This is a genomic window from Streptomyces sp. NPDC052023, assembly GCF_044548465.1.
In the GTDB taxonomy this organism is placed as follows: Bacteria; Actinomycetota; Actinomycetes; order Streptomycetales; family Streptomycetaceae; genus Streptomyces.
This window is the reverse complement of record NZ_JBIUBW010000014.1, coordinates 79,603-100,819: the sequence shown is the minus strand read 5'-3', so window position 1 is coordinate 100,819 and position 21,217 is coordinate 79,603. Positions and strand designations below refer to the sequence as shown.

General features: G+C 71.9%; 17 protein-coding genes. 7 read left to right on the top strand and 10 right to left on the bottom strand.

The genetic code is table 11. The annotated features are described in order from the left end of the window. Nucleotides 1-63: 63 nt before the first annotated feature. Nucleotides 64-1,890, top strand: coding sequence for an AMP-dependent synthetase/ligase (locus ACIHCM_RS25670; protein ID WP_399900126.1), 1,827 nt, complete (start codon nt 64-66; stop codon nt 1,888-1,890). Between the two features lie 97 nt (nt 1,891-1,987). Next, the gene (locus tag ACIHCM_RS25665) at nt 1,988-2,824 is read left to right on the top strand and encodes an aldo/keto reductase (protein WP_399900123.1); all 837 of its coding nucleotides are present in this window, start codon (nt 1,988-1,990) and stop codon (nt 2,822-2,824) included. A gap of 76 nt (nt 2,825-2,900) precedes the next feature. Here the strand turns inward: ACIHCM_RS25665 and ACIHCM_RS25660 are convergent, their stop codons facing one another. Both ACIHCM_RS25660 and ACIHCM_RS25655 read right to left on the bottom strand, forming a co-directional pair. Then, nucleotides 2,901-3,602 carry an SDR family oxidoreductase gene (locus ACIHCM_RS25660; protein ID WP_399900120.1) on the bottom strand — a complete coding sequence of 234 codons (702 nt, stop codon included), beginning with the start codon at nt 3,600-3,602 and terminating at the stop codon, nt 2,901-2,903. Nucleotides 3,603-3,702: 100 nt separating this feature from the next. Continuing rightward, nucleotides 3,703-4,608, bottom strand: coding sequence for a class I SAM-dependent methyltransferase (locus ACIHCM_RS25655; protein WP_399900117.1), 906 nt, complete (start codon nt 4,606-4,608; stop codon nt 3,703-3,705). A gap of 147 nt (nt 4,609-4,755) precedes the next feature. On the opposite strand from ACIHCM_RS25655, the gene ACIHCM_RS25650 reads away from it, so the two are divergent. Further along, a complete protein-coding gene (locus tag ACIHCM_RS25650; protein WP_399900114.1) occupies nt 4,756-5,589 on the top strand; it encodes a hypothetical protein in 834 nt (277 codons plus the stop codon). Between the two features lie 30 nt (nt 5,590-5,619). On the opposite strand, the gene ACIHCM_RS25645 is transcribed toward ACIHCM_RS25650, so the two are convergent. Together ACIHCM_RS25645 and ACIHCM_RS25640 are read right to left on the bottom strand one after the other, a co-directional pair. Continuing rightward, nucleotides 5,620-6,363: a class I SAM-dependent methyltransferase gene (locus ACIHCM_RS25645; protein WP_399900111.1), complete on the bottom strand. Its 744-nt coding sequence runs from the start codon at nt 6,361-6,363 to the stop codon at nt 5,620-5,622. 7 nt (nt 6,364-6,370) lie between these two features. Continuing rightward, on the bottom strand, nt 6,371-6,676 hold the full coding sequence (locus ACIHCM_RS25640; RefSeq protein ID WP_399900108.1) for a 4a-hydroxytetrahydrobiopterin dehydratase: 306 nt from the start codon (nt 6,674-6,676) through the stop codon (nt 6,371-6,373). A 160-nt stretch (nt 6,677-6,836) separates the two neighbouring features. On the opposite strand from ACIHCM_RS25640, the gene ACIHCM_RS25635 reads away from it, so the two are divergent. Next, complete coding sequence (locus tag ACIHCM_RS25635) at nt 6,837-7,667, top strand: helix-turn-helix domain-containing protein (protein ID WP_399900105.1); 831 nt, start codon at nt 6,837-6,839, stop codon at nt 7,665-7,667. Here ACIHCM_RS25635 and ACIHCM_RS25630 read toward each other — a convergent pair. Further along, nucleotides 7,649-8,074, bottom strand: coding sequence for a hypothetical protein (locus tag ACIHCM_RS25630; protein WP_399900102.1), 426 nt, complete (start codon nt 8,072-8,074; stop codon nt 7,649-7,651). The genes ACIHCM_RS25635 and ACIHCM_RS25630 overlap by 19 nt on opposite strands. 232 nt (nt 8,075-8,306) lie before the next feature. Here ACIHCM_RS25630 and ACIHCM_RS25625 point away from each other — a divergent pair, with 232 nt between their 5' ends. Both ACIHCM_RS25625 and ACIHCM_RS25620 read left to right on the top strand, forming a co-directional pair. Then, nucleotides 8,307-9,173: a helix-turn-helix domain-containing protein gene (locus ACIHCM_RS25625; protein ID WP_399900099.1), complete on the top strand. Its 867-nt coding sequence runs from the start codon at nt 8,307-8,309 to the stop codon at nt 9,171-9,173. A gap of 47 nt (nt 9,174-9,220) precedes the next feature. Next, a complete protein-coding gene (locus tag ACIHCM_RS25620; RefSeq protein WP_399900096.1) occupies nt 9,221-10,021 on the top strand; it encodes an SAM-dependent methyltransferase in 801 nt (266 codons plus the stop codon). A gap of 320 nt (nt 10,022-10,341) precedes the next feature. Here the strand turns inward: ACIHCM_RS25620 and ACIHCM_RS25615 are convergent, their stop codons facing one another. Next, on the bottom strand, nt 10,342-10,560 hold the full coding sequence (locus ACIHCM_RS25615) for a hypothetical protein (protein ID WP_399900093.1): 219 nt from the start codon (nt 10,558-10,560) through the stop codon (nt 10,342-10,344). 207 nt (nt 10,561-10,767) lie between these two features. Here ACIHCM_RS25615 and ACIHCM_RS25610 point away from each other — a divergent pair, with 207 nt between their 5' ends. Next, nucleotides 10,768-11,337: a transposase gene (locus tag ACIHCM_RS25610; protein WP_399900090.1), complete on the top strand. Its 570-nt coding sequence runs from the start codon at nt 10,768-10,770 to the stop codon at nt 11,335-11,337. On the opposite strand, the gene ACIHCM_RS25605 is transcribed toward ACIHCM_RS25610, so the two are convergent. The 4 genes from ACIHCM_RS25605 to ACIHCM_RS25590 all read right to left on the bottom strand — a co-directional run bounded on the left by ACIHCM_RS25605 (nt 11,334) and on the right by ACIHCM_RS25590 (nt 21,171). Continuing rightward, on the bottom strand, nt 11,334-13,817 hold the full coding sequence (locus tag ACIHCM_RS25605; RefSeq protein WP_399900087.1) for a SpoIIE family protein phosphatase: 2,484 nt from the start codon (nt 13,815-13,817) through the stop codon (nt 11,334-11,336). The genes ACIHCM_RS25610 and ACIHCM_RS25605 overlap by 4 nt on opposite strands. A 91-nt stretch (nt 13,818-13,908) precedes the next feature. Beyond that, nucleotides 13,909-18,189: a HAMP domain-containing protein gene (locus ACIHCM_RS25600; RefSeq protein ID WP_399900085.1), complete on the bottom strand. Its 4,281-nt coding sequence runs from the start codon at nt 18,187-18,189 to the stop codon at nt 13,909-13,911. 188 nt (nt 18,190-18,377) lie between these two features. Beyond that, nucleotides 18,378-20,246, bottom strand: a complete 1,869-nt coding sequence (gene dnaK, locus ACIHCM_RS25595) for a molecular chaperone DnaK (protein ID WP_399900082.1) — start codon at nt 20,244-20,246, stop codon at nt 18,378-18,380. 61 nt (nt 20,247-20,307) lie between these two features. Further along, nucleotides 20,308-21,171, bottom strand: a complete 864-nt coding sequence (locus ACIHCM_RS25590; protein WP_399900079.1) for a glycerophosphodiester phosphodiesterase family protein — start codon at nt 21,169-21,171, stop codon at nt 20,308-20,310. Nucleotides 21,172-21,217 lie beyond the last annotated feature (46 nt).

Genomic DNA, 21,217 nt, shown 5'->3' with positions numbered 1-21,217 from the left:
GGGGTAGCTTTCACGGCCTGTGCGGGCGTCACAGGGAGCCGTCACAGAGAGCGGGGAACGGGTTTGCGCGAGTTCACCAATCCTCCGTTGGCGCTGGCGCCCCCCGTGGGCGGTCTGGCCGACGTCGTCTTCGAGCACGCCCAGGACGATCCGCTGCACATCGCGCTCGGCCGCAAGGACGACGCGGGGCACTGGCGGGACGTGACGTCAGCCGAGTTCCGCGACGAGGTGCTCGCGCTCGCCAAGGGCCTGCTCGCCGAGGGCATCCGGTTCGGCGACCGCGTCGCCATCATGTCCCGCACCCGCTACGAGTGGACCCTGTGCGACTTCGCGCTGTGGGCGATCGGCGCCCAGGTGGTGCCGGTCTACCCGACGTCCTCGGCCGAGCAGTGCTACTGGATGCTGTACGACGCGGAGGTGACGGCCGCGTTCGTGGAGCACGAGGACCACGCGATGACCATCGCCACCGTCATCGACCGGCTCCCGAGGCTGCGCCGCCTGTGGCAGCTCGACGCGGGCGCGGTCCATGAGCTCTACGACGCGGGCGCCCACCTCGACGACGACGTGGTGCACCGGCATCGCAAGGCGGTCACCCCGGACTCGGTCGCGACCGTCATCTACACCTCCGGCACCACGGGCCGCCCCAAGGGCTGTGTCCTCTCGCACGGCAACTTCATGTACGAGGCGGACACCGTCATCGAGCGCTGGGAGCCGGTGTTCCACTCCAAGCGGGGCGACGAGGCGGCGACCCTGCTCTTCCTGCCGCTCGCGCATGTGTTCGGCCGGATGGTGGAGGTGGCCGCGATCCGCGGCAGGGTCCGCTTCGGCCACCAGCCGCAGCTCAACGCGGCCGCCCTGCTGCCCGACCTGGCCGCCTTCCGGCCGACGTTCATCCTGGCCGTGCCGTACATCTTCGAGAAGGTCTTCAACGCCGCCCGCCGCAAGGCCGAGCGGGAGGGCAAGGCGGGGCCCTTCGAGAAGGCCGTCGACGTCGCCGTGCGCTACGCCGACGCGGCCGAGGCCAAGGCGTGGGGTATCGGGCCCGGCCCCTCGGCCGGCCTGCGCGTGCAGCACCAGCTGTTCGACAAGCTCGTCTACGCCAAGGTGCGCCAGGCGATGGGCGGCAGGGTGCGGCACGCCATGTCCGGTGGCTCGGCGATGGACCGGCGGCTCGGCCTGTTCTTCGCGGGCGCGGGCGTGCAGATCTACGAGGGGTACGGCCTGACCGAGTCCACGGCGGCCGCGACGGCCAACCCGCCCGAGCGCACCCGCTACGGCACGGTCGGGCAGCCCGTCCCCGGTGTCACCGTGCACATCGCGGACGACGGCGAGGTCTGGCTGCGCGGCCCCACCGTCTTCCAGGGCTACCTGAACAATCCCAAGGCCACCGACGAGACCCTGCACGAGGGCTGGCTCGCCACCGGCGACCTGGGCTCGCTCGACGAGGACGGCTACCTCACCCTCACCGGCCGCAAGAAGGAGATCCTCGTCACCTCGGGCGGCAAGAGCGTGTCGCCGGGCCTGCTGGAGGAACGCGTCCGTGACCACCCGCTGATCGCCCAGTGCATCCTCGTCGGCAACGACCGCCCCTTCGTCGCCGCCCTGGTCACGCTCGACCAGGAGGCGGTCGAGCACTGGCTCCAGATGCGCAACAAGCCGCGGCTCACCCCGGCCGCACTGGTCCGCGATCCGGACCTGGAGACCGAGGTGCGGCGGGCGGTGGTCGCCGCGAACACCCTCGTCTCGCAGGCCGAGTCGATCCGCACCTTCCGCATCCTGGCGCAGCCCTTCACCGAGGAGCACGGGCTGCTCACGCCGTCGCTGAAGCTGAAGCGCAAGGCGATCGAGAAGGCCTACTCCAACGAGGTCGAGGCGCTGTACGGCACATGAGGCGGGTTCCGGTCATTTTCGCGTCAGGAATGCATCCGGGCCCGTGATCGTTGACGATATGAGTACCACCTGACGACAACCGAAGGATCAAGAGCTCGTGAGCAGCAAGGTCCCCCCGATCATCCTGAACAACGGCGTCGAGATGCCCCAGCTGGGCTTCGGCGTCTGGCAGGTGCCGGACGACGAGGCGGAGCGCGCGGTCGCCACGGCGCTGGAGGCCGGGTACCGCAGCATCGACACAGCGGCGATCTACGGCAACGAGGAGGGCACCGGCAAGGCCGTCGCCGCCTCCGGCGTCCCCCGCGAGGAGCTCTTTGTCACCACCAAGCTCTGGAACGGCGACCAGGGTTACGACTCCACCCTGCGCGCCTTCGACGTCTCCCTCGGCAAGCTCGGCCTGGACTACGTGGACCTGTACCTGATCCACTGGCCGCTGCCGTCGAAGGACCGGTACGTCGACACCTACAAGGCGTTCGAGAAGCTGCACGCCGACGGACGTATCAAGGCGATCGGCGTCTCCAACTTCCTGCCGGAGCACCTCGAGCGGCTGATCGGCGAGACCTCGGTCGTCCCGGCCGTGAACCAGATCGAGCTGCACCCGCACCTCCAGCAGCACGCCGCGCGCGAGTTCCACGCTGAGCAGGGCATCGCCACCGAGGCCTGGTCGCCGCTGGGTTCCGGCAAGGGCCTGCTGGAGGTCCCGGCGATCGTGGCCATCGCCCAGAAGCACCATCGCACGCCCGCCCAGGTCGTGCTGCGCTGGCACCTCCAGCTCGGCAACGTGGTGATCCCGAAGTCCGTGACACCGTCCCGGATCGCGGAGAACATCGACGTCTTCGACTTCAGCCTGGACACCGAGGACCTCGCGGCGATCAGCGCCCTGAACGAGGACCGCCGCCTGGGCCCGGACCCGGCCACGTTCGACGTGAGCTGACCGTTCCCCGGCACGGAACCGTACGCGAAGCGCCCCGGGAACCTCGTCGGTCCCGGGGCGCTCGGCGTGCGTGAGGTCAGTTGGGCTGTCCGACGGGCCGTACGACGACGGTGTTGACGTCGACCCCTTCGGGCTGCCCGATGGCCCAGACGACGGAGTCGGCGATCTGACCGGCGGTCAGCAGGCGCCCCGGCGGCAGGCCCCCGAAGTCGTCCCAGAACGGCGTCTCCACCCGCCCCGGCGCGATCAGCGTGACCCCGATCCCCCACTCCGTGACCTGGCGCCGGGTGTTCTCGGCGAGGCCGGTCACCGCCCACTTGGTGGCCCCGTAGAGGTTGCCCGGCGTCGGCACGAAGCCGGCGACACTGCCGACGAGCACGATCCGCCCGCGCGTCTGCTTCAGCGCCTCGGCGGAGGCCCGGATCAGCAGCGCCGGTCCGAGCACGTTGGTCAGCACCATCTCCGTCCACCCCGACGGGTCGCCGTCGGCCACGGCGTCATGGGTGGCGAACCCGGCGTTGGCCACGACGGTGTCGAGCCGCCCGAACTCCTTGAGCGTGGTCTCCACCGCGGCCCGCACGTCCGCGTAGTCGGCGGCGTTCCCCGGGATCGTCAACAGCCCCTCGGGCCGCCCGAGTTCCTCGGCGAACCCGCGCAGCCGCGCCTCCCCGCGCCCCGTGACGGCGACCCGGTGCCCACCGTCCAGCAACCGCCGCGCCACCGCGGCACCGATACCACTGCCCCCACCGGTGACGAGCGCGACCTGAGACCCGGTCATGGTGTACCCCCTGTTCCTGATGCGTGCCGGGAGTCCATCACTTGGAGCGCGCTCCAGGTCAAGTCCCGCGTACGTCAAGGCGGGAAACGGGACAAGCGCCCTACAGCGGCCGGCTCGCCGTGTGCACCGTCTGTGCCGTCAGCAGGAACAGGTCCGGACGGTGGTGGACGCTCGCCTTGTCCCCGGGGTCGAGGAGGCGGTCCACGGTGGCGAGGTCGGTGGCGTCGAGACGCTCGGCGACCGCCTCGCGGGTGCGGGAGAGGGTGGCGGCCACATAGGCGCGGGCCCGCTCGGGGGCCGGGGCGGGCAGGTCGAGCAGGAAACTGCGGGTGCGGGGGTGGGCCAGGCCCGCCTCGGTGAGCAGCGCCGGCCAGTCCTCCGTCTCCTCGACCGTGCCGGGCAGCGCCGCGCGCATCTCGTTGAACCACTCCTCCTCGATCGCGTTCAGCCGGGCCTGGAGCCCCGGGCGGCCCATGCCGATGTCGCGCGGCAGGAAGCGCGTCGGCAGGCCCCCCTCCACGATCGCCAGTGTGCCGCCTGGCGCCAGCCGTCCGGCGAAGGCGGCCAGGGCGGCCCGCTGGTCGCCGAGGTGGTGCAGGCTGCGGCTGGCCCACAGCAGGTCGGCGGGGTAGTCGAGGTCGTCGAGGACGCCGGGCAGCTCACCGGCCAGGGTGCCGAACCGGTCGGCGAGGCCGAGGCGGGCGGCGCGGTCGCGGGCCCGCGCGAGCAGCGGCTCCGCGCCGTCCACGGCGACGATGCGGGCGCCGGGGAAGGTCTCGGCGAGCAGACAGGACACGACGCCGGGTCCGCTGCCCACGTCCACCACCAGGCCGGGGGCCGTCTGCTGCTTCGCCAGCCAGGCCAGGGCCCGCTCGTACAGCGGCGCGTACAGCTCGGCGCCCGCCTCCAGCAGCGGGGCCATCTCGGTCCAGTCGATCTCGGCGTGGTCGTGGTGGTGACCTGGCCGGTGCTCGTGCCGGTGGTCGTCGTGGTGGTCGTGCGCCATGGGTCAGCCTCTCCTCCGGATGCCGCCAGCGTGCGACGGCGCCCGGGGAAAGGGCAAGAGACGTTGCCGGAACGGCAAGGTGGACGCGGTCCGGCGGCCGTGACGTCCAAGGCGGCCACGGCGTGCCCCGTCCGTAGGATTCGCCGCGTGACTGAGATCGACTACGCACGTTTCCCTGAGCTCCTGGAGCACGCACGCGACGCCGGCACGGCCGCCCGCTGGGAGTTGCTGCGCTCCTTCCAGCAGGGGTGGGGCTACGAGCCCAGCGGCGACCGGGAACGGACGCGGACCGGCGAGGCGGACGAGGCCTCCGGGCGCGTCGACCCCACGCTCCCCATACCGGCCGCGCTGGCCGAGTGGTGGGACCTGCCCTTCAACTCCTTCGCCGACCAGCCGCGCCTGTACTGGACCCACCCGGAGTGGCCCCCGACGGTCCGCCCCGACCCTTCCGGCTACGGCGCCTCCGAGGCCCTGCCGCGGGACAACCCCTTCGTCGGGCCGGAGGAGGATCTGCGGGTCTGTGTGTTCATGGCGGAGTACCAGTACGGCAACGAGTGGGGCTATCCGGCGGCCCGCGGCGCCCTCGCCGACCCGCCGGTGCTGGTCACCGCCGAGGACGACGACGGCGGGGACGGATGGGTACTGCAGAGCCACTCGCTCTCGGAGTTCTTCCTCCAGCTCGCCGTCAACCGGCTGCCCGAGCACTTCGGATGGGCGGCCGGGGAGAGCGAGATCGCCCCGGAGACGGTGACACGGCTGCACAAGCACCTCACCCCGCTGGGCCTGCTGCCGTGGCGTGAACTGGGCGCCCGGAGCGAGTACTTCGGCGGCCCGGACGTCATCGTCCGCCACGACACCGGCCTGCACGACCTCGCGCTCACCGCGTACGGCCGCACCGAGGAGGCCGTACACGAACTCGCCGGCACCCTCGGCATCGAGTGGTCCGAGGGCATCGGCGAGCCGGCCAGTCACGGCGTGTAGAGCCGGCGTCAAGCTCCGGCCCAAGGCCGGTCACGTGGCCTTACGGAACGCGCGGAGGGTGAACCACGGGTCCGGGCGCGGGCGGTCCTGGTCGGGGAGCGCGGCGAGGCGTGCGGCGAAGCCGTCGGCGAGCGGGTGGCCGGGCGGGAGCGTCACGAACCAGCCCCGGCGCAGGTCGGCGATGGTGCGGCGGGGACTGCGGCCCTGTCCCCGGCCCGGGAAGCGGGTCTGCCCGGCGGGCAGCAGTCCGTGCTCCGCGGCGTACGACTCGACGGCCGCCGAGGTGTCGGGGGCGGGGCTGCGGGGACGCGAGGCGAGGACGGCGTCGATGTCACTGCCGACGTTGTGAGCGGCGGCCTTGTCGACCGTCGTGACATGGACGCCGCCGGGGCGCAGCACGCGGGCGCACTCGGCGACGGCGGCCCGCACGTGCTCCGGCCGCCGCAGCAGGTGCAGCAGCCACACGCTGGCGACGGCATCGAACTCCCCATCACGGAAGGGCAGTCGGCGGCAGTCGGCGAGGACGACGGCGCCGGGCAGCCGTTCGGCGGCGTGCCGCGCCATGGCGTGCGTGAGGTCGGCGCCGATGACCCGCATCCCGGCCCTGGCAACCGCGAGCCGCCGGGTCACGATGCCGGTGCCGCAGGCCACGTCGAGCAGGCTGCGCGCCCCTTGCGGCACGAGGCTCAGTACGCCCTCGGCGGCGGCGGCCGCCCTGGCCTCGCCACCGCGCAGGACGTCGTAGCACTCGGCCTCATCGGTGTAGTCCAGCACCGTGCGCTCAGCCGGCGCCGTGCGCCGGGGCGAGGGCCTCGACCCGCTCGGCCAGCCCGAAGTCCAGGGCGGTGACCTTGCCGCCGGCGCTGTGCGTGGTCACCGTGAGGCCGACGGTGCGGTAGCCGAGGGTCAGGTCGCAGTGGTGGTCGAGTTCTTCCTGGACCTGGGCGATATGGACGACCAGGGCGGTCGCGGCGAAGTGCGAGGCGAGCCGGTACGAGCGGGTGAGGGAGTCGCCGTCGAGCGACCAGCCGGGCAGCTCCGCCAGGCGGTCCTCGATCTCCTTCTGCGACAGCGGTTCGACGGGCATGAGCAGGCTCCCTTCACGGACGTCGCGTACCTCTTCAGCGTGCCACAGGCCCGCGACTGCGGGCCTGGTCAGGCCGGTTCCTCCGGGACCGGCACCCGCCGGTACCGCATGGATCCGGCCGGGAGAGCGTCCGGGCGCCCGTTCGACTACGGTCGTACGTATGACCCTCCTCCCGCCCGCGCCGGGCACGCCTCCCGTCGTCCCCCACGGCCAGGGCGCCGGTCCGATGCTGCGGGCCTGGCGAGAGCAGCGGCGGGTCAGCCAGCTGGAACTGGCGCTGCGCGCGGGCTCCTCGGCCCGGCACATCAGCTTCGTCGAGACGGGCCGCTCCCGCCCCAGCGAGGAGATGGTGCTGAAGCTGGCGGAGCACCTGGACGTACCCGTACGGGAGCGCAACGCGCTGCTGCTGGCGGCCGGTTACGCCCCGCGGTATCCGCAGACGCCCTTGGACGACCCGGCGCTGGATGTCGTACGCGAGGGCATGGAACGGCTGATCCAGGGCTACGAGCCCTACCCGGCGCTGGTGGTGGACGCGACATACGACGTACTGGCCGCCAACCGGGGGGTCTCCCTGCTGCTGGAGGGCCTGCCGGAGTCCCTGCTCGCCCAGCCGCCGAACGCGATGCGGCTGACGCTGCACCCCCAGGGCCTGGCGCCGCGCATCCGCAACTTCCCCCAGTGGCGCGGGCATCTGCTCGCCCAGATGGAGCGGCAGATCGCACTGCACCGCTCGGCGGCGCTGCGCGAGCTGTACGAGGAGGTGTCCGCGTACCCGGCCCCCGAGCGGGCGGCCGGCGGCGAACCGGAGGGACCCGTCCCCTACTTCGCGCTGCCGCTGCGGATCGAGCACGAGGGCCGGACCCTGTCGTTCGTCTCGTCGATCGCCACGTTCAACACGCCCCTGGACGTGACCGTCGCCGAGCTGGCCATCGAGACGTTGCTCCCGGCCGACCCGGCGACGGTCAAGTACCTTCACTCGACCCTGCCCTGACAGGCTTTCGCCGCGGCGTACTGCACAGCCGCGAACCCGGCCACCACCAGGGCCTGGAGCACGCCCCACACGGCACCCGCGGTGCTCGGCGTGAGCCACAGGGCGAGGGCGAGGAAACTGAGCACGGCCCAGGCGAGGTTGATCTCGATCACGGCCCGCACGGGCGGGCCTGCCGGGCGCGGCCGGGAGGCGAGCAGGCCGACGCCCGCCGCGTACGCCGTCAGCACCGCGCCGAGCACCGACAACAGCCCGGCATCCACGCCGAGGAGCCGCCCGAGCGGCCCGGAGGCGACGAGGTAGGCGACGCCGTTGGCCCCGGTCACCACCGCGTCCAGGGCCAGGAAGCGGCGGAGCGCGGACTGCGGCCCGGTGGTACGGGCGAGAGCGGCGAGCTGTGTTGCGGTCATGGCGGATCACCCTCCGTCGAGGTCGAGTCGGGCCGGGAGCCGGGCCGGAGTGCGCCGGTCCGGCCCCCGGTACGACCACGATGGCCCGCGCGGGCGAAGCGGTCGATTACCCCGGACGTCATGCCGCCGCCGGACCGGCTGAGTGGCGTATGCCGCACCGCCGCGCCCGTGTGGCGGTAAGCGGAACATGACAGACTGCACGCATGCTTTCGGCGCGTAGGGGAGGCGTGGCGTGAGTGAGCGGCGGGCCGCGCCCACCGTGGGCCAGGTGGTGCTCGGAAAGCGGTTGCAGGAGTTGCGCGAGGCAGCCGGACTCAGACGCGAGGAGGCCGCACGCGTCCTGCGGGTGGCCCCGGCGACGGTGCGGCGGATGGAGACGGCCGAGGTCACGCTCAGGATTCCGTACCTCCAGATCCTGCTGCCCGCCTACGGCATCCCCGAGGACGAGGTGGCGGCGTTCGTCACGCTGGCCGAGGAGGCGAACCGGCCGGGCTGGTGGCAGCGGTTCAGCGACGTGCTGCCGGACTGGTTCAGCCTGTTCGTCAGCCTGGAGGGCGCCGCCCGGCTGATCCGCTCCTACGAGCCGCACTTCGTGCCCGGACTGCTCCAGACCGAGGACTACGCCCGTGCCGTGCTGGAGGCGGGGACGATCGGCCGGTCCGGCGGCGCGGAGACGATCGAACGGCATGTGTCCCTGCGCATGGCCCGGCAGGAGCTGCTGCGGCGGCCCCGTCCGCCGCACCTGTGGGTGATCATGGACGAGACCGTCCTGCGCCGCCCGGTGAGCACGCGCCGCGACGTCATGGCCGCCCAGCTGGACCGGCTGCTGGAGGCCGCCGAGAGCGACCGGATCACCCTCCAGGTCGCCGAGTTCGCCGCCGGCCCGCACCCGGGGACGTACGCCCCGTTCTCGCTGTTCCGCTTCGCCGAACCGGAACTGCCGGACATGGTCTTCACCGAGTACCTGAGCGGCGCGCTGTACCTGGACTCCCGCAGCGAGGTCTCCGCACATCTGGAGGTACTGGACCACATGACCGCGCACGCGGCGTCGGCGCAGCGCACCAGGAAGATCCTGCGGGAGTGCCGCGGCGACTTCTGACCCCCGTCCACGGCACCACCTCACACACGACCAGGAGAGCGCAGCGCATGACCGGATCCGACGCACCGGCCCCCCGGATCGACACCAGCCGTCCGCACCCGGCGCGGGTCTACGACTGGTGGCTGGGCGGCAAGGACAACTACCCGGTGGACGAGGAACTCGCCCGCCGGATTCTCGCCGTGGACGGGACGGTGCTGCGCGGTGCGCGCGCCAACCGGCGGTTCATGCACCGGGCGGTGCGCACGGTCGCGGAGGCCGGCGTCCGCCAGTTCCTGGACATCGGCACCGGCATCCCCACCGAGCCCAATCTGCACCAGGTGGCCCAGGGCATCGCCGCGGAGTCCCGGGTCGTGTACGCGGACAACGACCCCATCGTCCTGCGGCACGCGCAGGCCCTGCTGCACAGCTCCCCCGAGGGCGCCACCGCCTATGTGCACGCCGATGTGCGCGATCACGACACCCTGCTGCGCCGGGCGGGCGAGACGCTGGACTTCGGCCGGCCCCTCGCGCTGTCGCTGGTCGCGCTCACCCACTACCTCGACGACGAGGTGTACGGCCTGGTCGAGCGCTACGTCGCCGCGCTCGCGCCCGGCAGTCACCTGATCCTCTCCCAGGTCACCCCCGACCTCAGCCCCGAGGCGATCGGGAAGGCCGCCGAGCACTTCCGGGGCACCGGTACGCCGTTCTTCCCCCGCTCGCTCGCCGACTTCTCCCGCTTCTTCGACGGCCTGGAACTGCTCGGCCCCGGCGTGATCCCCGTCCACGGCTGGCGGCCGGCGCCCGAGGACGTGGCCGCGCAGGCGGAGGGCATCGTGCCGGTGTACGCGGGCGTGGCCCGCAAACCCTGACCCACGGCGGGGCCCCGGCTAGATCAGGCCAACCACATCCAGACGCCTCACCGGTGTCGCTGCGCCGCTCGTAGTCACGGACCAGGCGCCGGCTGCGCAGGAGCCCGGCGAGGGCGTCCCGGCCGGTCGTGGACGCCGCCCGCCAAGAGGCCCTTCTTCTCTGCCCCACCAGCCAACACGTCACCGATTCAGGCCCCTGTTCGAACCAGACCGAGCGCACGACCGGACAGAGAACGGCCAGTTGTTACCGCGGGAGTTCGCTGGGGTCGATGTTGTTGACGGGGTCGCCTCAGCAGCTGTGACCTGTGGCAGGTGCTCGATCAGCGCTGAGGAGGGAGACCGCTGGTGCCAACGCCTTTGAACCGCCAGGCTATGAGAGCCCAGACGGCAACGACGATTCCCAGCCCGATCCATGCCTCACTGATCCCCTGGCCAACGATCAGATAGATGAGCAGCAGGACGCAGGGCACGGTGGCGACAGTCGTCCACCGCAAGTTCCTGCGGGTTCTGCTGGCGTCGGTGAAGCTTCCCTTGCTCATACTCGTTCCTTCCGAAGTAGGGGTGGGAGAGGGGTGAGCCTCCCACCCTGCGGCGGCTTTTCCAGTCACCCTTGATGGCGCCTGACACGATCTCGCCGGTGTAGAACCCCACGCCCGCGCATACGGCGGGAGCCACCGCCGCTCCCACCCCTGCGCGGCTGGTCCTACGTGGTGGCGGTCGACCCCAAGGAGATTGCCCGCCCGGCCATGGCCGAGCCCCACCTGCCCGAGTACGGCGAGTTGGGGCCGCCCACCCTGCCCCGCTACCGCGAGGCCGCCAAGCCACTGACCTCGTTTGTCGGCTCTGACACCCGCTTCGAGTCGGTCACCTGGCGGCAGGGCAGCAAGGGCACGATGACCTCGCGATTCACCGTGCTCGAGGTGCGGCCCTCGGGCAAGGAAGCCACCCGAACCGCGCAGGAAGCGGCCGGCGGACGCAGCCGCTGGAACGGGGTGCTGCCGTTGCGGACCCTGCTGATCGAGCAGCCCGAAGACGCGGCCGAGCCCACCGGCTACTGGATGACCAACCTGCCCGCCACCACCCCGATCGCCGACCTGGTGCGGTGGGCGAAGATGCGCTGGCGCATCGAGCACGACTACCGCGAGCTCAAACACGGCCTGGGCCTGGACCACTTCGAGGGCCGCACCTGGCGCGGCTGGCACCACCACGTCACCCTCGTCACCGCCGCCCAGGCCCTGGACCGGTACCTGCACCACCTGCGGCCGCCCCCTCACCACACGCAGAAGAAGAGCCAGAACCTAACGAAGCACTGTTAGTCGACGCGGATGCCGACGAGGCAGGTGTCGTCGTCCGTGTCCGACCTGCTGTACGTCAGCAGCCGGTCGAGCTGCTGGTCCAGGGTGCTCGGCGCGGTGCGGGCCGCGGTCAGCAGATGGGTCAGCGACTCCTCCACGGAGCGGTCCCGGCGTTCGACGAGGCCGTCGGTGTACATCAGCAGGGTGTCCTCGGCAGCCAGTTGCACCTCGGCCTCCTCGTACGCCGCCTCGGGCACGGCGCCCAGCAGGATGCCCTTGACCAGCGGCAGCGGCGTGGCCTCCGTGTCGCGCACCAGCACCGGCGGCAGATGACCCGCGCGGGCCCAGCGCAGGGTACGCCGCCCGGGGTCGTACAGGGCGCACACCGCGGTCGCGGTGACCGCCCCGGTGAGGTGGTGCGCCACGATGTTGAGCCAGGAGAGCAGCTGGCCGGGTCCGGCGCCGGTGACCGCGAGGCCGCGCAGCGCGTTGCGCAGGACCACCATGCTCGTCGCGGCCTCTATCCCGTGGCCGGCCACGTCTCCCACGCACAGCAGCACGCGCCGCGAGGGGAGCACCACGGCGTCGTACCAGTCGCCGCCCACCAGTTGCTCGGTCTCCGCCGGCCGGTAGCGCACCGCGACCTCCAGGCCGGGCATCTGCAGGGGCGCCTGCGCCGGCGGCATGATGGCGTGCTGCAACTGGAGTGTCAGCCGGTTGCGTTCGGCGGCCTGCTGTTCGGTGTGGGCGAGCTGGTCGCGGGTGGCCGCCAGCGCCACTTCCGTCCAGTGCTGGGCCGAGATGTCCTGACAGGCCCCGCGGACGACGAACAGCCGGCCGTCGGTGTCGAGGACCGGCTCGGCGACGACGCGGATGTGACGGTTGACTCCGTCGGGCCGCTGCAGCCGGAAGGCCGCGGTGGCGGGCCGCCGGTGGTGGAGCAGCGTACGCAGGAACCGGCCGATGATGACCGCGTCGTCCGGGTGGGCATGAGCGGGGAGGTTCTCCAGCGGCACGGGCGGGCTCGTGGCGGGGTGGCCGTACAGGTCGAACATCTGGTTGTTCCAGGTGATCTGGCCGGTCAGCAGGTTCTCCTCGAAGCCGCCGATACGGCCGAGGCGCTGGGCGTGCTGGAGCAGGCTCGCCAGGCGTGCCGTCTCGTCCTCGATGCGCCAGATCAGCAGCACGCTGTTGGCGTGCCGGCTGATGCTGATGTCGGCCACCGCCGACAGCGGCACCTGGTCGACCAGCGCGGTCAGCTGCATGCGGCGGGCCCGGAACGGCTCGCCGGTGGCGTACACCCGCTCGATGCGCTGGAACAGCTCGCTGTCCCCGGCCGTCATCGGGTAGGCCTCCAGCAGCAGCGCCCCGCTCACCACGGCGCGGGGCCGGCCCGCCGGGTCGAGGAAACGGGTGTTGACGTGCTGGATGCGGAAGTCGGCCAGTTGCCCGGACTCGTCGACGTGCGGCACGAGTACAAGAGCGGGGTCGTGCAGCCCGTCGGCGAGGTCGGTGAGTTCCGCGGCGTCCGGCAGGATCCGCGGCTCCTGCACCGTGCCGGGGCGCGGCGTGTACGTCTCCAGCGTGTGGGCGCACAGCTCCGCCAGGGCCTCGACCTGCCGGACGACCTGCGGCGGCTGCGGTTCCAGCGGCCCCGGCCAGGCGATCTCCAGCACGCCGTGGATGCGGCCGCCGGTGCCGGCGGGCACGGCCACCCGGCCGCCGTCGGGGTACGGGTGGCGGCCGACGGTGGGCAGCCCGGTCCGGGCCAGCGACGTGATCCACTGGCCGCTGCGCTCGACGAGCCCGCGGCGCGCCACCGTCACCACGTCCGGCGGCACATAGCGCCAGCGGGAGGCCTCGGCCGGGGAGAAGCCGGCGCTGCCGGCCAGGGTCAGGGAGCCGTCGGGGCCCGCCGCCCACACGGCCACGGCCACCGCGCCCAGCGGACGCAGGGCGTGCTCCAGCAGCGAGTCGGCGACGGCCTGCGCGTCGGACGCGGCGAGCGCACCGCTCTCGGCGGCGCGCAGACGTACGGCGGCCGTGTCGCGCTCCGCCGGGCGGGTGCCGTGGGCGGCTGCGAGGAAGGCTTCCGTGACCTCTGACATCCGGTCGCGGGCTGCCTGGTTGATGACCTCGACGGCGAACTCCAGCGGGGTCACCCGGGCCTGCTCCGTCAGTTCCGCGAGCTGCCGGGCGGCCTGCGCGGGGCCGCATCCGAGCCGCTCGACCAGGATGCCCTTGGCGAGCTCGACCAGGGCACGTCCCTCGGCCTCCGCCTGCGCCGCCCGCACCTCCCGCCGCAACCGCTCGACCGTGGCGGCGAGCCTGCCGACGGGGGAGGTCCGGGAGACGCCCGCCCCCTCGCCGGCCGGCTCCGCACCGGGCGCGGCGGGGCGCCGATCCGTCGGCTCCGGCGCGCCTGAGGCGGCCTGCTGCGACGCCGGCTCGGCGCCCGGGGGCACGGGGGCCTGGTCGGAAGGTCGGTCGGGCGTGCTCACGATGTGGATGCTCCTCGGCGGGAGGCCCGTGGGGCGTGGACGGTCGGGCCGGGCCCGCCCCCGCGCGGTGCCGGGGCGGGCTGCGGTGCGCTCACGGGGTCAGCCAGCGTCGGACGCAGGTGATCAGGTCGTGGGTGTCGACCGGTTTGGTGACGTAGTCGCTGGCCCCCGACGCCAGGGACTTCTCCCGGTCCCCGGGCATCGCCTTGGCGGTCACGGCGATGATGGGCAGGTCGGCGTACCGGGGCATCCTGCGGATCTCGGCCGTGGCGGTGTAGCCGTCCATCTCCGGCATCATCACGTCCATCAGCACCAGGGAGACGTCCGGGTTGTCGACGAGCGTCTCGATGCCCTTGCGGCCGTCCTCCGCGTGCAGCACACGGAAGCCGTGCAGCTCCAGGATGCCGCTGAGCGCGAACAGGTTGCGCGCGTCGTCGTCGACGACCAGCACGGTGCGGCCGGCGAAGGAGTGGTCGACGACGTGTGACGCGAGGTTCTGCGGCTCCTCCGCCCTGACCAGGGTCAGCACGTCCCCGGGCTCTTCGGCGGACAGGTGCAGCGCGATGCGCTCGCGCAGTTCGTCGAGGCTGGAGAGGAACTCCAGTGCCCCGTCGTCCGCGCGGGAGCGCAGCGCCCACGCCCGCGCCACGTCGGGGCGGTGACTGCTGTGCACCAGCACGGGCACGTCGGCGAGGGCCGAGTCGCCCTGGAGCGCCTCCAGGAAGCGGGTGGCCTCGTCGTCGGGCATGTCCAGGTCCAGCACGACGCAGTGGCACGGTTCGGCGGCCAGCGCTCCGGCCGCCTCCTGGGCGCTGTCGGCGGTGATCAGCTCCACGTCCGGCCGCGGCACCGCTTCGTCGGCGCCGTGCCGGACGACGTCCGCGACGACGCTCTCGGCGACCAGGGTCAGCAGGCCGCGGGGCCGCTCCTCCACGACGAGCAGCCGGCGCCGGCGCGATCCCCGCCCGGCCGGTCCGGGACGCGGGGCGAGCGCGGGGGCGTCGACGGGGACCTGCGCGGCGGGCAGTTCGGCCGCCTTCTCGGGGTACCGGCCGGCCAGCGCCTCGAAGTCGGGCCGGGTCACCGGAAGGAACAGCGTGAAGGTGCTGCCCCGGCCGGGCGTGCTGTCCACGGTGACCGCGCCGCCGAGCAGGTGGGCGATCTCCCGGGTGATGGACAGGCCGAGGCCCGTGCCGCCGTACTTGCGGCTGGTGGTGCCGTCGGCCTGCTGGAAGGCGCCGAAGATGGACTCCAGTTGCTGTTCCTGGATCCCGATCCCGGTGTCCTTCACGCGGAACGCCACCACGGCACCGCCCTTGACGACCCCCTCGGGCACCTCCTCGTCCACGGCCGGCTGGATGAGCAGCTCGACTCCGCCCTGCTCGGTGAACTTGACCGCGTTCGACAGCAGGTTGCGCAGCACCTGACGCAGGCGGGAGTCGTCGGTGAGCAGGTCGCCGGGCGCTCCCGGCGAGGTGGTGACCGTGAACTCCAGGCCCTTCTGCGTCGTCATCGGCCGGAAGGTGGCCTCGACGTACTCGATGAGCTGGCGCAGCGGCACCCGTTCCGGGGCGACGTCCATCTTCCCGGCCTCGACCTTGGACAGGTCGAGGATGTCGTTGATCAGCTGGAGCAGGTCGGAGCCGGCGGAGTGGATGATGCCCGCGTACTCGACCTGCTTCTGCGTGAGGTTGCGCGAGGGGTTCTGGGCGAGCAACTGGGCCAGGATGAGCAGGCTGTTGAGCGGGGTGCGCAGCTCGTGGCTCATGTTCGCCAGGAACTCCGACTTGTACTTCGAGGCCAGTGCCAGCTGCTGCGCCCGCGCCTCCAGCTCCTGCCGGGCCTGCTCGATCTGGAGGTTCTTCGCCTCGATGTCGCGGTTCTGGGTCGCCAGCAGCGAGGCCTTGTCCTCCAGTTCGGCGTTGGAGCGCTGGAGCTCCTCCTGCTGTGCCTGCAACTCCGCCGAGCGGACCTGGAGTTCGGCCGTCAGACGCTGCGACTCGCCGAGCAGCTCGTCGGTGCGGGCGTTGGCGACGATCGTGTTGACGTTGACGCCGATCGTCTCCCGGAGCTGCTCCAGCAGGTCCCGGTGGATGGGGGTGAAGGATGTGACGGACGCCAGCTCGATGACGCCGAGGACCTGGTCCTCGAAGAGGATCGGCAGCAGGAGCAGGGCGGTCGGCACGGTCCGGCCGAGCCCGGAGGAGATGGTCACGTAGTCCGGCGGCAGCTGGTCGACCGGGATCGTACGGCGGCTGCGGGCGGCCTGGCCGACCAGGGAGCGGCCGAAGGGGATCCGGTCGGGCCGCGGGTCGTCCTCGGGGCGGCCGTAGGAGCCGACGAGCCGCAGCTCGGGGCCTGTCGCGCGGTCCTCGGCAAGGTAGAAGGCGCCGTACTGGGCGGAGACCAGCGGCACCAGCTCGTCCATGATCAGTTCGGCTACGACGGGCAGGTCGCGGTGGCCCTGCATCAGGCCGGCGATCCGCGCCAGGTTGGTCTTGAGCCAGTCCTGCTCCTGGTTGGCCAGGGTCGTCTCACGCAGGGACTCCACCATGGAGTTGATGTTGTCCTTGAGCTCGGCGACCTCGCCGGAGGCCTCCACGGTGATCGACCGGGTCAGGTCGCCCTCGGCGACGGCGCTGGCCACCTCGGCGATCGCGCGCACCTGCCGGGTCAGGTTGCCGGCCAGCTCGTTGACGTTCTCGGTCAGCCGCTTCCAGGTGCCGGAGACGCCTTCCACCTCGGCCTGGCCGCCCAGGCGTCCCTCGGTGCCGACCTCGCGGGCGACGCGGGTGACCTCGTCGGCGAAGGCGGAGAGCTGGTCGACCATCGTGTTGATGGTCGTCTTCAGCTCCAGGATCTCCCCGCGCGCGTCGACGTCGATCTTCTTCGACAAGTCGCCCCGGGCCACCGCCGTCGTGACCAGCGCGATGTTGCGGACCTGGCCGGTGAGGTTGTTGGCCATCGAGTTGACGTTGTCGGTGAGGTCCTTCCAGGTGCCCGCCACGTTCGGCACCTGGGCCTGGCCGCCGAGGCGTCCCTCGGTGCCGACCTCGCGAGCCACGCGGGTGACCTCGTCGGCGAACGCCGAGAGGGTGTCCACCATCGTGTTGATGACGTCCGCCAGGGCCGCGACCTCGCCCTTGGCCTCGACGGTGATCTTCTGCGAGAGGTCGCCGCGGGCGACCGCGGTGGCGACCTGGGCGATGGAACGGACCTGGCTCGTCAGCTTCGACGCCATCACGTTGACGTTGTCGGTGAGGTCCTTCCAGGTACCTGACACGCCCCGCACGTGCGCCTGCCCGCCCAGGCTTCCCTCGGTGCCGACCTCGCGAGCGACCCGGGTGACCTCGTCGGCGAAGGCGGACAGCTGGTCGACCATCGTGTTGATGGTGTTCTTCAGCTCCAGGATCTCGCCCCGCGCGTCCACCGTGATCTTCTGCGACAGGTCGCCCTTGGCCACCGCCGTCGCGACCTGGGCCACGTTGCGCACCTGCGAGGTCAGATTGCCCGCCATGAAGTTCACCGAGTCGGTGAGGTCACGCCAGGTGCCCTTGACGCCCTTCACGTCCGCCTGACCGCCGAGGCGCCCCTCGGTGCCGACCTCGCGAGCGACCCGGGTGACCTCGTCGGCGAAGGCGGACAGCTGGTCGACCATCGTGTTGATGGTGTTCTTCAGCTCCAGGATCTCGCCCCGCGCGTCCACCGTGATCTTCTGCGACAGGTCGCCCTTGGCCACCGCCGTCGTCACCTGGGCGACATTGCGGACCTGGGAGGTCAGATTGCCCGCCATCAGGTTGACCGAGTCGGTCAGGTCACGCCAGACGCCCGCGACCCCGGGCACCTTGGCCTGACCGCCGAGCCTGCCCTCACTGCCGACCTCACGGGCGACGCGCGTGACCTCGTCGGCGAAGGCCGAGAGCTGGTCGACCATCGTGTTGACGGTCTCCTTCAGCTCCAGGATCTCGCCGCGCGCGGGCACGTCGATCTTCTGGGAGAGGTCGCCCTTGGCCACCGCCGTCGCCACCTGGGCGATGTCGCGGACCTGGGTGGTGAGATTGCCGGCCATGGCGTTGACCGAATCGGTCAGATCGGCCCAGGTGCCGGAGACCCCCGGCACCTCCGCCTGGCCGCCCAGGGTCCCCTCGGTGCCCACCTCACGGGCGACCCGGGTGACCTCGGACGTGAACACGGACAGCTGGTCCACCATGCCGTTGAACACCGTGGCGATGTCGCCCATGAGCCCGTCGGCGTCCTCGGGCAGCCGTGTGCCGAAGTCACCGTCACGCACCGCTGTCAGGCCCGCCAGAAGCCGTCTGAGCTCCTGATCGCCCGGCACCGTCTCGGCGGCTTCGCCCGTGTTGCTGGTCATGCGCACCCTCGTTCCCCTCCCAGGGGCAATGCCGACTGTTCGTTGCCGGACGACAAATACGCCGCAGGTTAACAGTCCGAACGGTGCACACAAAGTCTTCCACCAACCTGCACACCACGGCCGCCTTTGGCCGGAAACAGACCGTGGACGCGCGTGTACCCCCTTTGCGGGGCCCACGCGCGGTGCTCCTAGGCCGCCCCGCCCTTGGTGTCCTTCTCGTCGTCGACGATCTCCGCGTCGACGACACCCTCCTCGTCCTGCGCTCCGGTGCGCTGCTCCCCGGCGGTGCCCTCCGTCGGCGTCTGCTGCGACTGCGCGTACATGGCCTGGCCGACCTTCTGGCTGACGGTGGCCAGCTTCTCGACGCCGGTGCGCAGTTCGGCGGTCTCGGCGTTGCGCTCCAGCGACTGCTTCAGCTCCGTGATCGCGGACTCCACCTCCGACTTCGTATCGGCCGGCACCCGCTCCTCGTTCTCGCGCAGGAACTTCTCCGTCTGGTAGACGAGTTGTTCGGCCTGGTTGCGGGTCTCGGCGGCCTCCCGGCGTCCCCGGTCCTCCTCGGCGTACTGCTCGGCCTCCCGCATCATGCGGTCGATGTCGTCCTTCGGCAGCGCCGAGCCGCCGGTGACGGTCATCTTCTGCTCGCGGCCGGTCGCCAGGTCCTTGGCGGAGACGTGCATGATCCCGTTGGCGTCGATGTCGAAGGCGACCTCGATCTGCGGGACACCGCGCGGTGCGGGCGGCAGGCCGGTGAGGTCGAACGTGCCGAGCTTCTTGTTGTAGGCGGCGATCTCGCGTTCGCCCTGGTAGACCTGGATGCCGACCGAGGGCTGGTTGTCGGTGGCGGTCGTGAAGATCTCCGAACGCCGGGTCGGGATCGTGGTGTTGCGCTCGATGAGCTTGGTCATGATGCCGCCCTTGGTCTCGATGCCCAGGGACAGCGGGGTGACGTCGAGCAGCAGCACGTCCTTGACGTCGCCACGGATGACGCCGGCCTGGAGGGCGGCGCCGACGGCCACCACCTCGTCCGGGTTGACGCCCTTGTGCGGGTCCTTGCCGGTGAGTTCCTTGACCAGGTCGGTGACGGCGGGCATCCGCGTGGAGCCACCGACGAGGATGACGTGGTCGATCGCGGCGAGCTTGACGCCGGCGTCCTTGACCGCCTGGTGGAAGGGGGTCTTGCAGCGATCGAGCAGGTCGGCGGTGAGCTCCTGGAACTGGGCCCGGGTGAGCTTCTCGTCCAGGTGCAGCGGGCCCTCGGCGGAGGCGGTGATGTACGGCAGGTTGATCGACGTCTCCGACGAGCTGGACAGCTCGATCTTGGCCTTCTCGGCGCCCTCGCGCAGCCGCTGGAGGGCCATCTTGTCGTTGCCCAGGTCGATGCCGTACTGGCCCTTGAACCGCTTGACGAGGTGCTCGACGATCCGCTGGTCCCAGTCGTCGCCGCCGAGGTGGGTGTCGCCGTTGGTCGCCTTGACCTCGATCACGCCGTCGCCGATCTCCAGCAGCGAGACGTCGAAGGTGCCGCCGCCGAGGTCGAAGACGAGCACGGTCTGCTCCTCGCCCCGGTCGAGACCGTAGGCGAGGGCGGCGGCGGTGGGCTCGTTGATGATCCTCAGCACCTTCAGGCCGGCGATCTCGCCGGCTTCCTTGGTCGCCTGCCGCTGGGCGTCGTCGAAGTAGGCGGGCACGGTGATGACCGCGTCGGTGACGTCCTCGCCGAGATAGGCCTCGGCGTCCCGCTTCAGCTTCTGCAGCACCCGCGCCGACAGCTCCTGGGCCCGGTAGCGGGTGCCGTCGACGGAGCCCTCCTCGGGGAACCGCCAGTTCCCGTCCCCCATGTGCCGCTTGACGGAGCGCGCGGTGCGCTCGACGTTGGTCACGGCCTGCCGTTTGGCGACCTCACCGACGAGAACCTCGCCGTTCTTGGCGAAGGCCACGACCGACGGTGTGGTCCTGGCTCCCTCCGCGTTGGCGACGACCGTGGGGTCGCCGCCCTCCAGGACGGCCACCACCGAGTTCGTGGTCCCGAGATCGATACCGACCGCGCGTGCCATCGCTGTCCCCTTCCGCCAGGGCGCCTCTTGAAGTCCAGCACAAAACTTGAGTGGGCTCCTGTCAATGGGGCCCTCGGTCGTGCAGACGGTCGTCCATGCGGCCATTCAGGTACATACCCGGGCAGGGCCCGCTCAGTCCGCGCTCGGCTCCCGCACCCGGCCGGGCGGCGCGCGTCCCGTCCCGCGGCGTCATCGCGTCCGTCGCCGCTTCACGCAGGGCCACGGCGTGCCGCGGCCGGTCGGTGACCAGTACGTCGACGCGCGGGTCGCGGAGGAAGCTCCGCATCGCGGGCTCGTCGTTGACCGTCCAGACCATGGTGTGCAGGCCGTTCCGGGCGGCCTCGCGCAGTACGTTGGCACGCGCCAGCCGCTGGTGCACGGCGACACCATGCGCCCCGCAGGCGCGCACCCGACGCATCGGGAACAGCTCGCTCGCCCGGATCGCCGCCCGCCGCGCCGCCCCGGTCCCCGCGCCGCCCCGGCCCAGCGACAGCGCGGTCCGCACGCCGGGGAAGGCCTCGGTGATCGCGGCGACGGAACGGTCCTCCAGGGTGGTCGCGACGAACCCGTCCCGGCCCAGCAGGGCCACCGCGCGATCGATCACGGCACGCTCGTAGCCGGACTCCTTGAGGTCCAGGTGCGCGACGAGCTTGCCGGCGATCAGCTGCATGACGTCGTCCACGACGGGGACGGGACGCCCCGCGCGGGCGCCCATTTCGGCATGGGTGAGCGCGGCGACGGGCGGCCCGCCGGGGCCGACGCGGGCGTCGTGGTGGACGACGAGGACACCGTCGGCGGTGCGCCGGATGTCGAACTCGGCGTACTCGGCTCCCGACAGCAGGGCGTCCTCGTAGGCCTCCCAGGTGGCCGGGCCGAAGCGCTCGGTGCCGCCGCGATGGGCGGAGACGGCGGGGCGTGGGGGCATGACGGTCCCTCCCGACGGTCAGGCCGCCCCCGCGGGGACGGCCTGT

What these genes read in the sequence shown, in the direction of transcription:
- ACIHCM_RS25590 (WP_399900079.1), bottom strand. Translation starts at nt 21,171, where the DNA reads ATGCCCCCACGCCCCGCCGTCTCCGCCCATCGCGGCGGCACCGAGCGC.
- ACIHCM_RS25660 (WP_399900120.1), bottom strand. Translation starts at nt 3,602, where the DNA reads ATGACCGGGTCTCAGGTCGCGCTCGTCACCGGTGGGGGCAGTGGTATC.
- ACIHCM_RS25615 (WP_399900093.1), bottom strand. Translation starts at nt 10,560, where the DNA reads ATGAGCAAGGGAAGCTTCACCGACGCCAGCAGAACCCGCAGGAACTTG.
- ACIHCM_RS25635 (WP_399900105.1), top strand. Translation starts at nt 6,837, where the DNA reads ATGACCCTCCTCCCGCCCGCGCCGGGCACGCCTCCCGTCGTCCCCCAC.
- ACIHCM_RS25640 (WP_399900108.1), bottom strand. Translation starts at nt 6,676, where the DNA reads ATGCCCGTCGAACCGCTGTCGCAGAAGGAGATCGAGGACCGCCTGGCG.
- dnaK (WP_399900082.1), bottom strand. Translation starts at nt 20,246, where the DNA reads ATGGCACGCGCGGTCGGTATCGATCTCGGGACCACGAACTCGGTGGTG.
- ACIHCM_RS25610 (WP_399900090.1), top strand. Translation starts at nt 10,768, where the DNA reads ATGGCCGAGCCCCACCTGCCCGAGTACGGCGAGTTGGGGCCGCCCACC.
- ACIHCM_RS25620 (WP_399900096.1), top strand. Translation starts at nt 9,221, where the DNA reads ATGACCGGATCCGACGCACCGGCCCCCCGGATCGACACCAGCCGTCCG.
- ACIHCM_RS25655 (WP_399900117.1), bottom strand. Translation starts at nt 4,608, where the DNA reads ATGGCGCACGACCACCACGACGACCACCGGCACGAGCACCGGCCAGGT.
- ACIHCM_RS25600 (WP_399900085.1), bottom strand. Translation starts at nt 18,189, where the DNA reads ATGACCAGCAACACGGGCGAAGCCGCCGAGACGGTGCCGGGCGATCAG.
- ACIHCM_RS25630 (WP_399900102.1), bottom strand. Translation starts at nt 8,074, where the DNA reads ATGACCGCAACACAGCTCGCCGCTCTCGCCCGTACCACCGGGCCGCAG.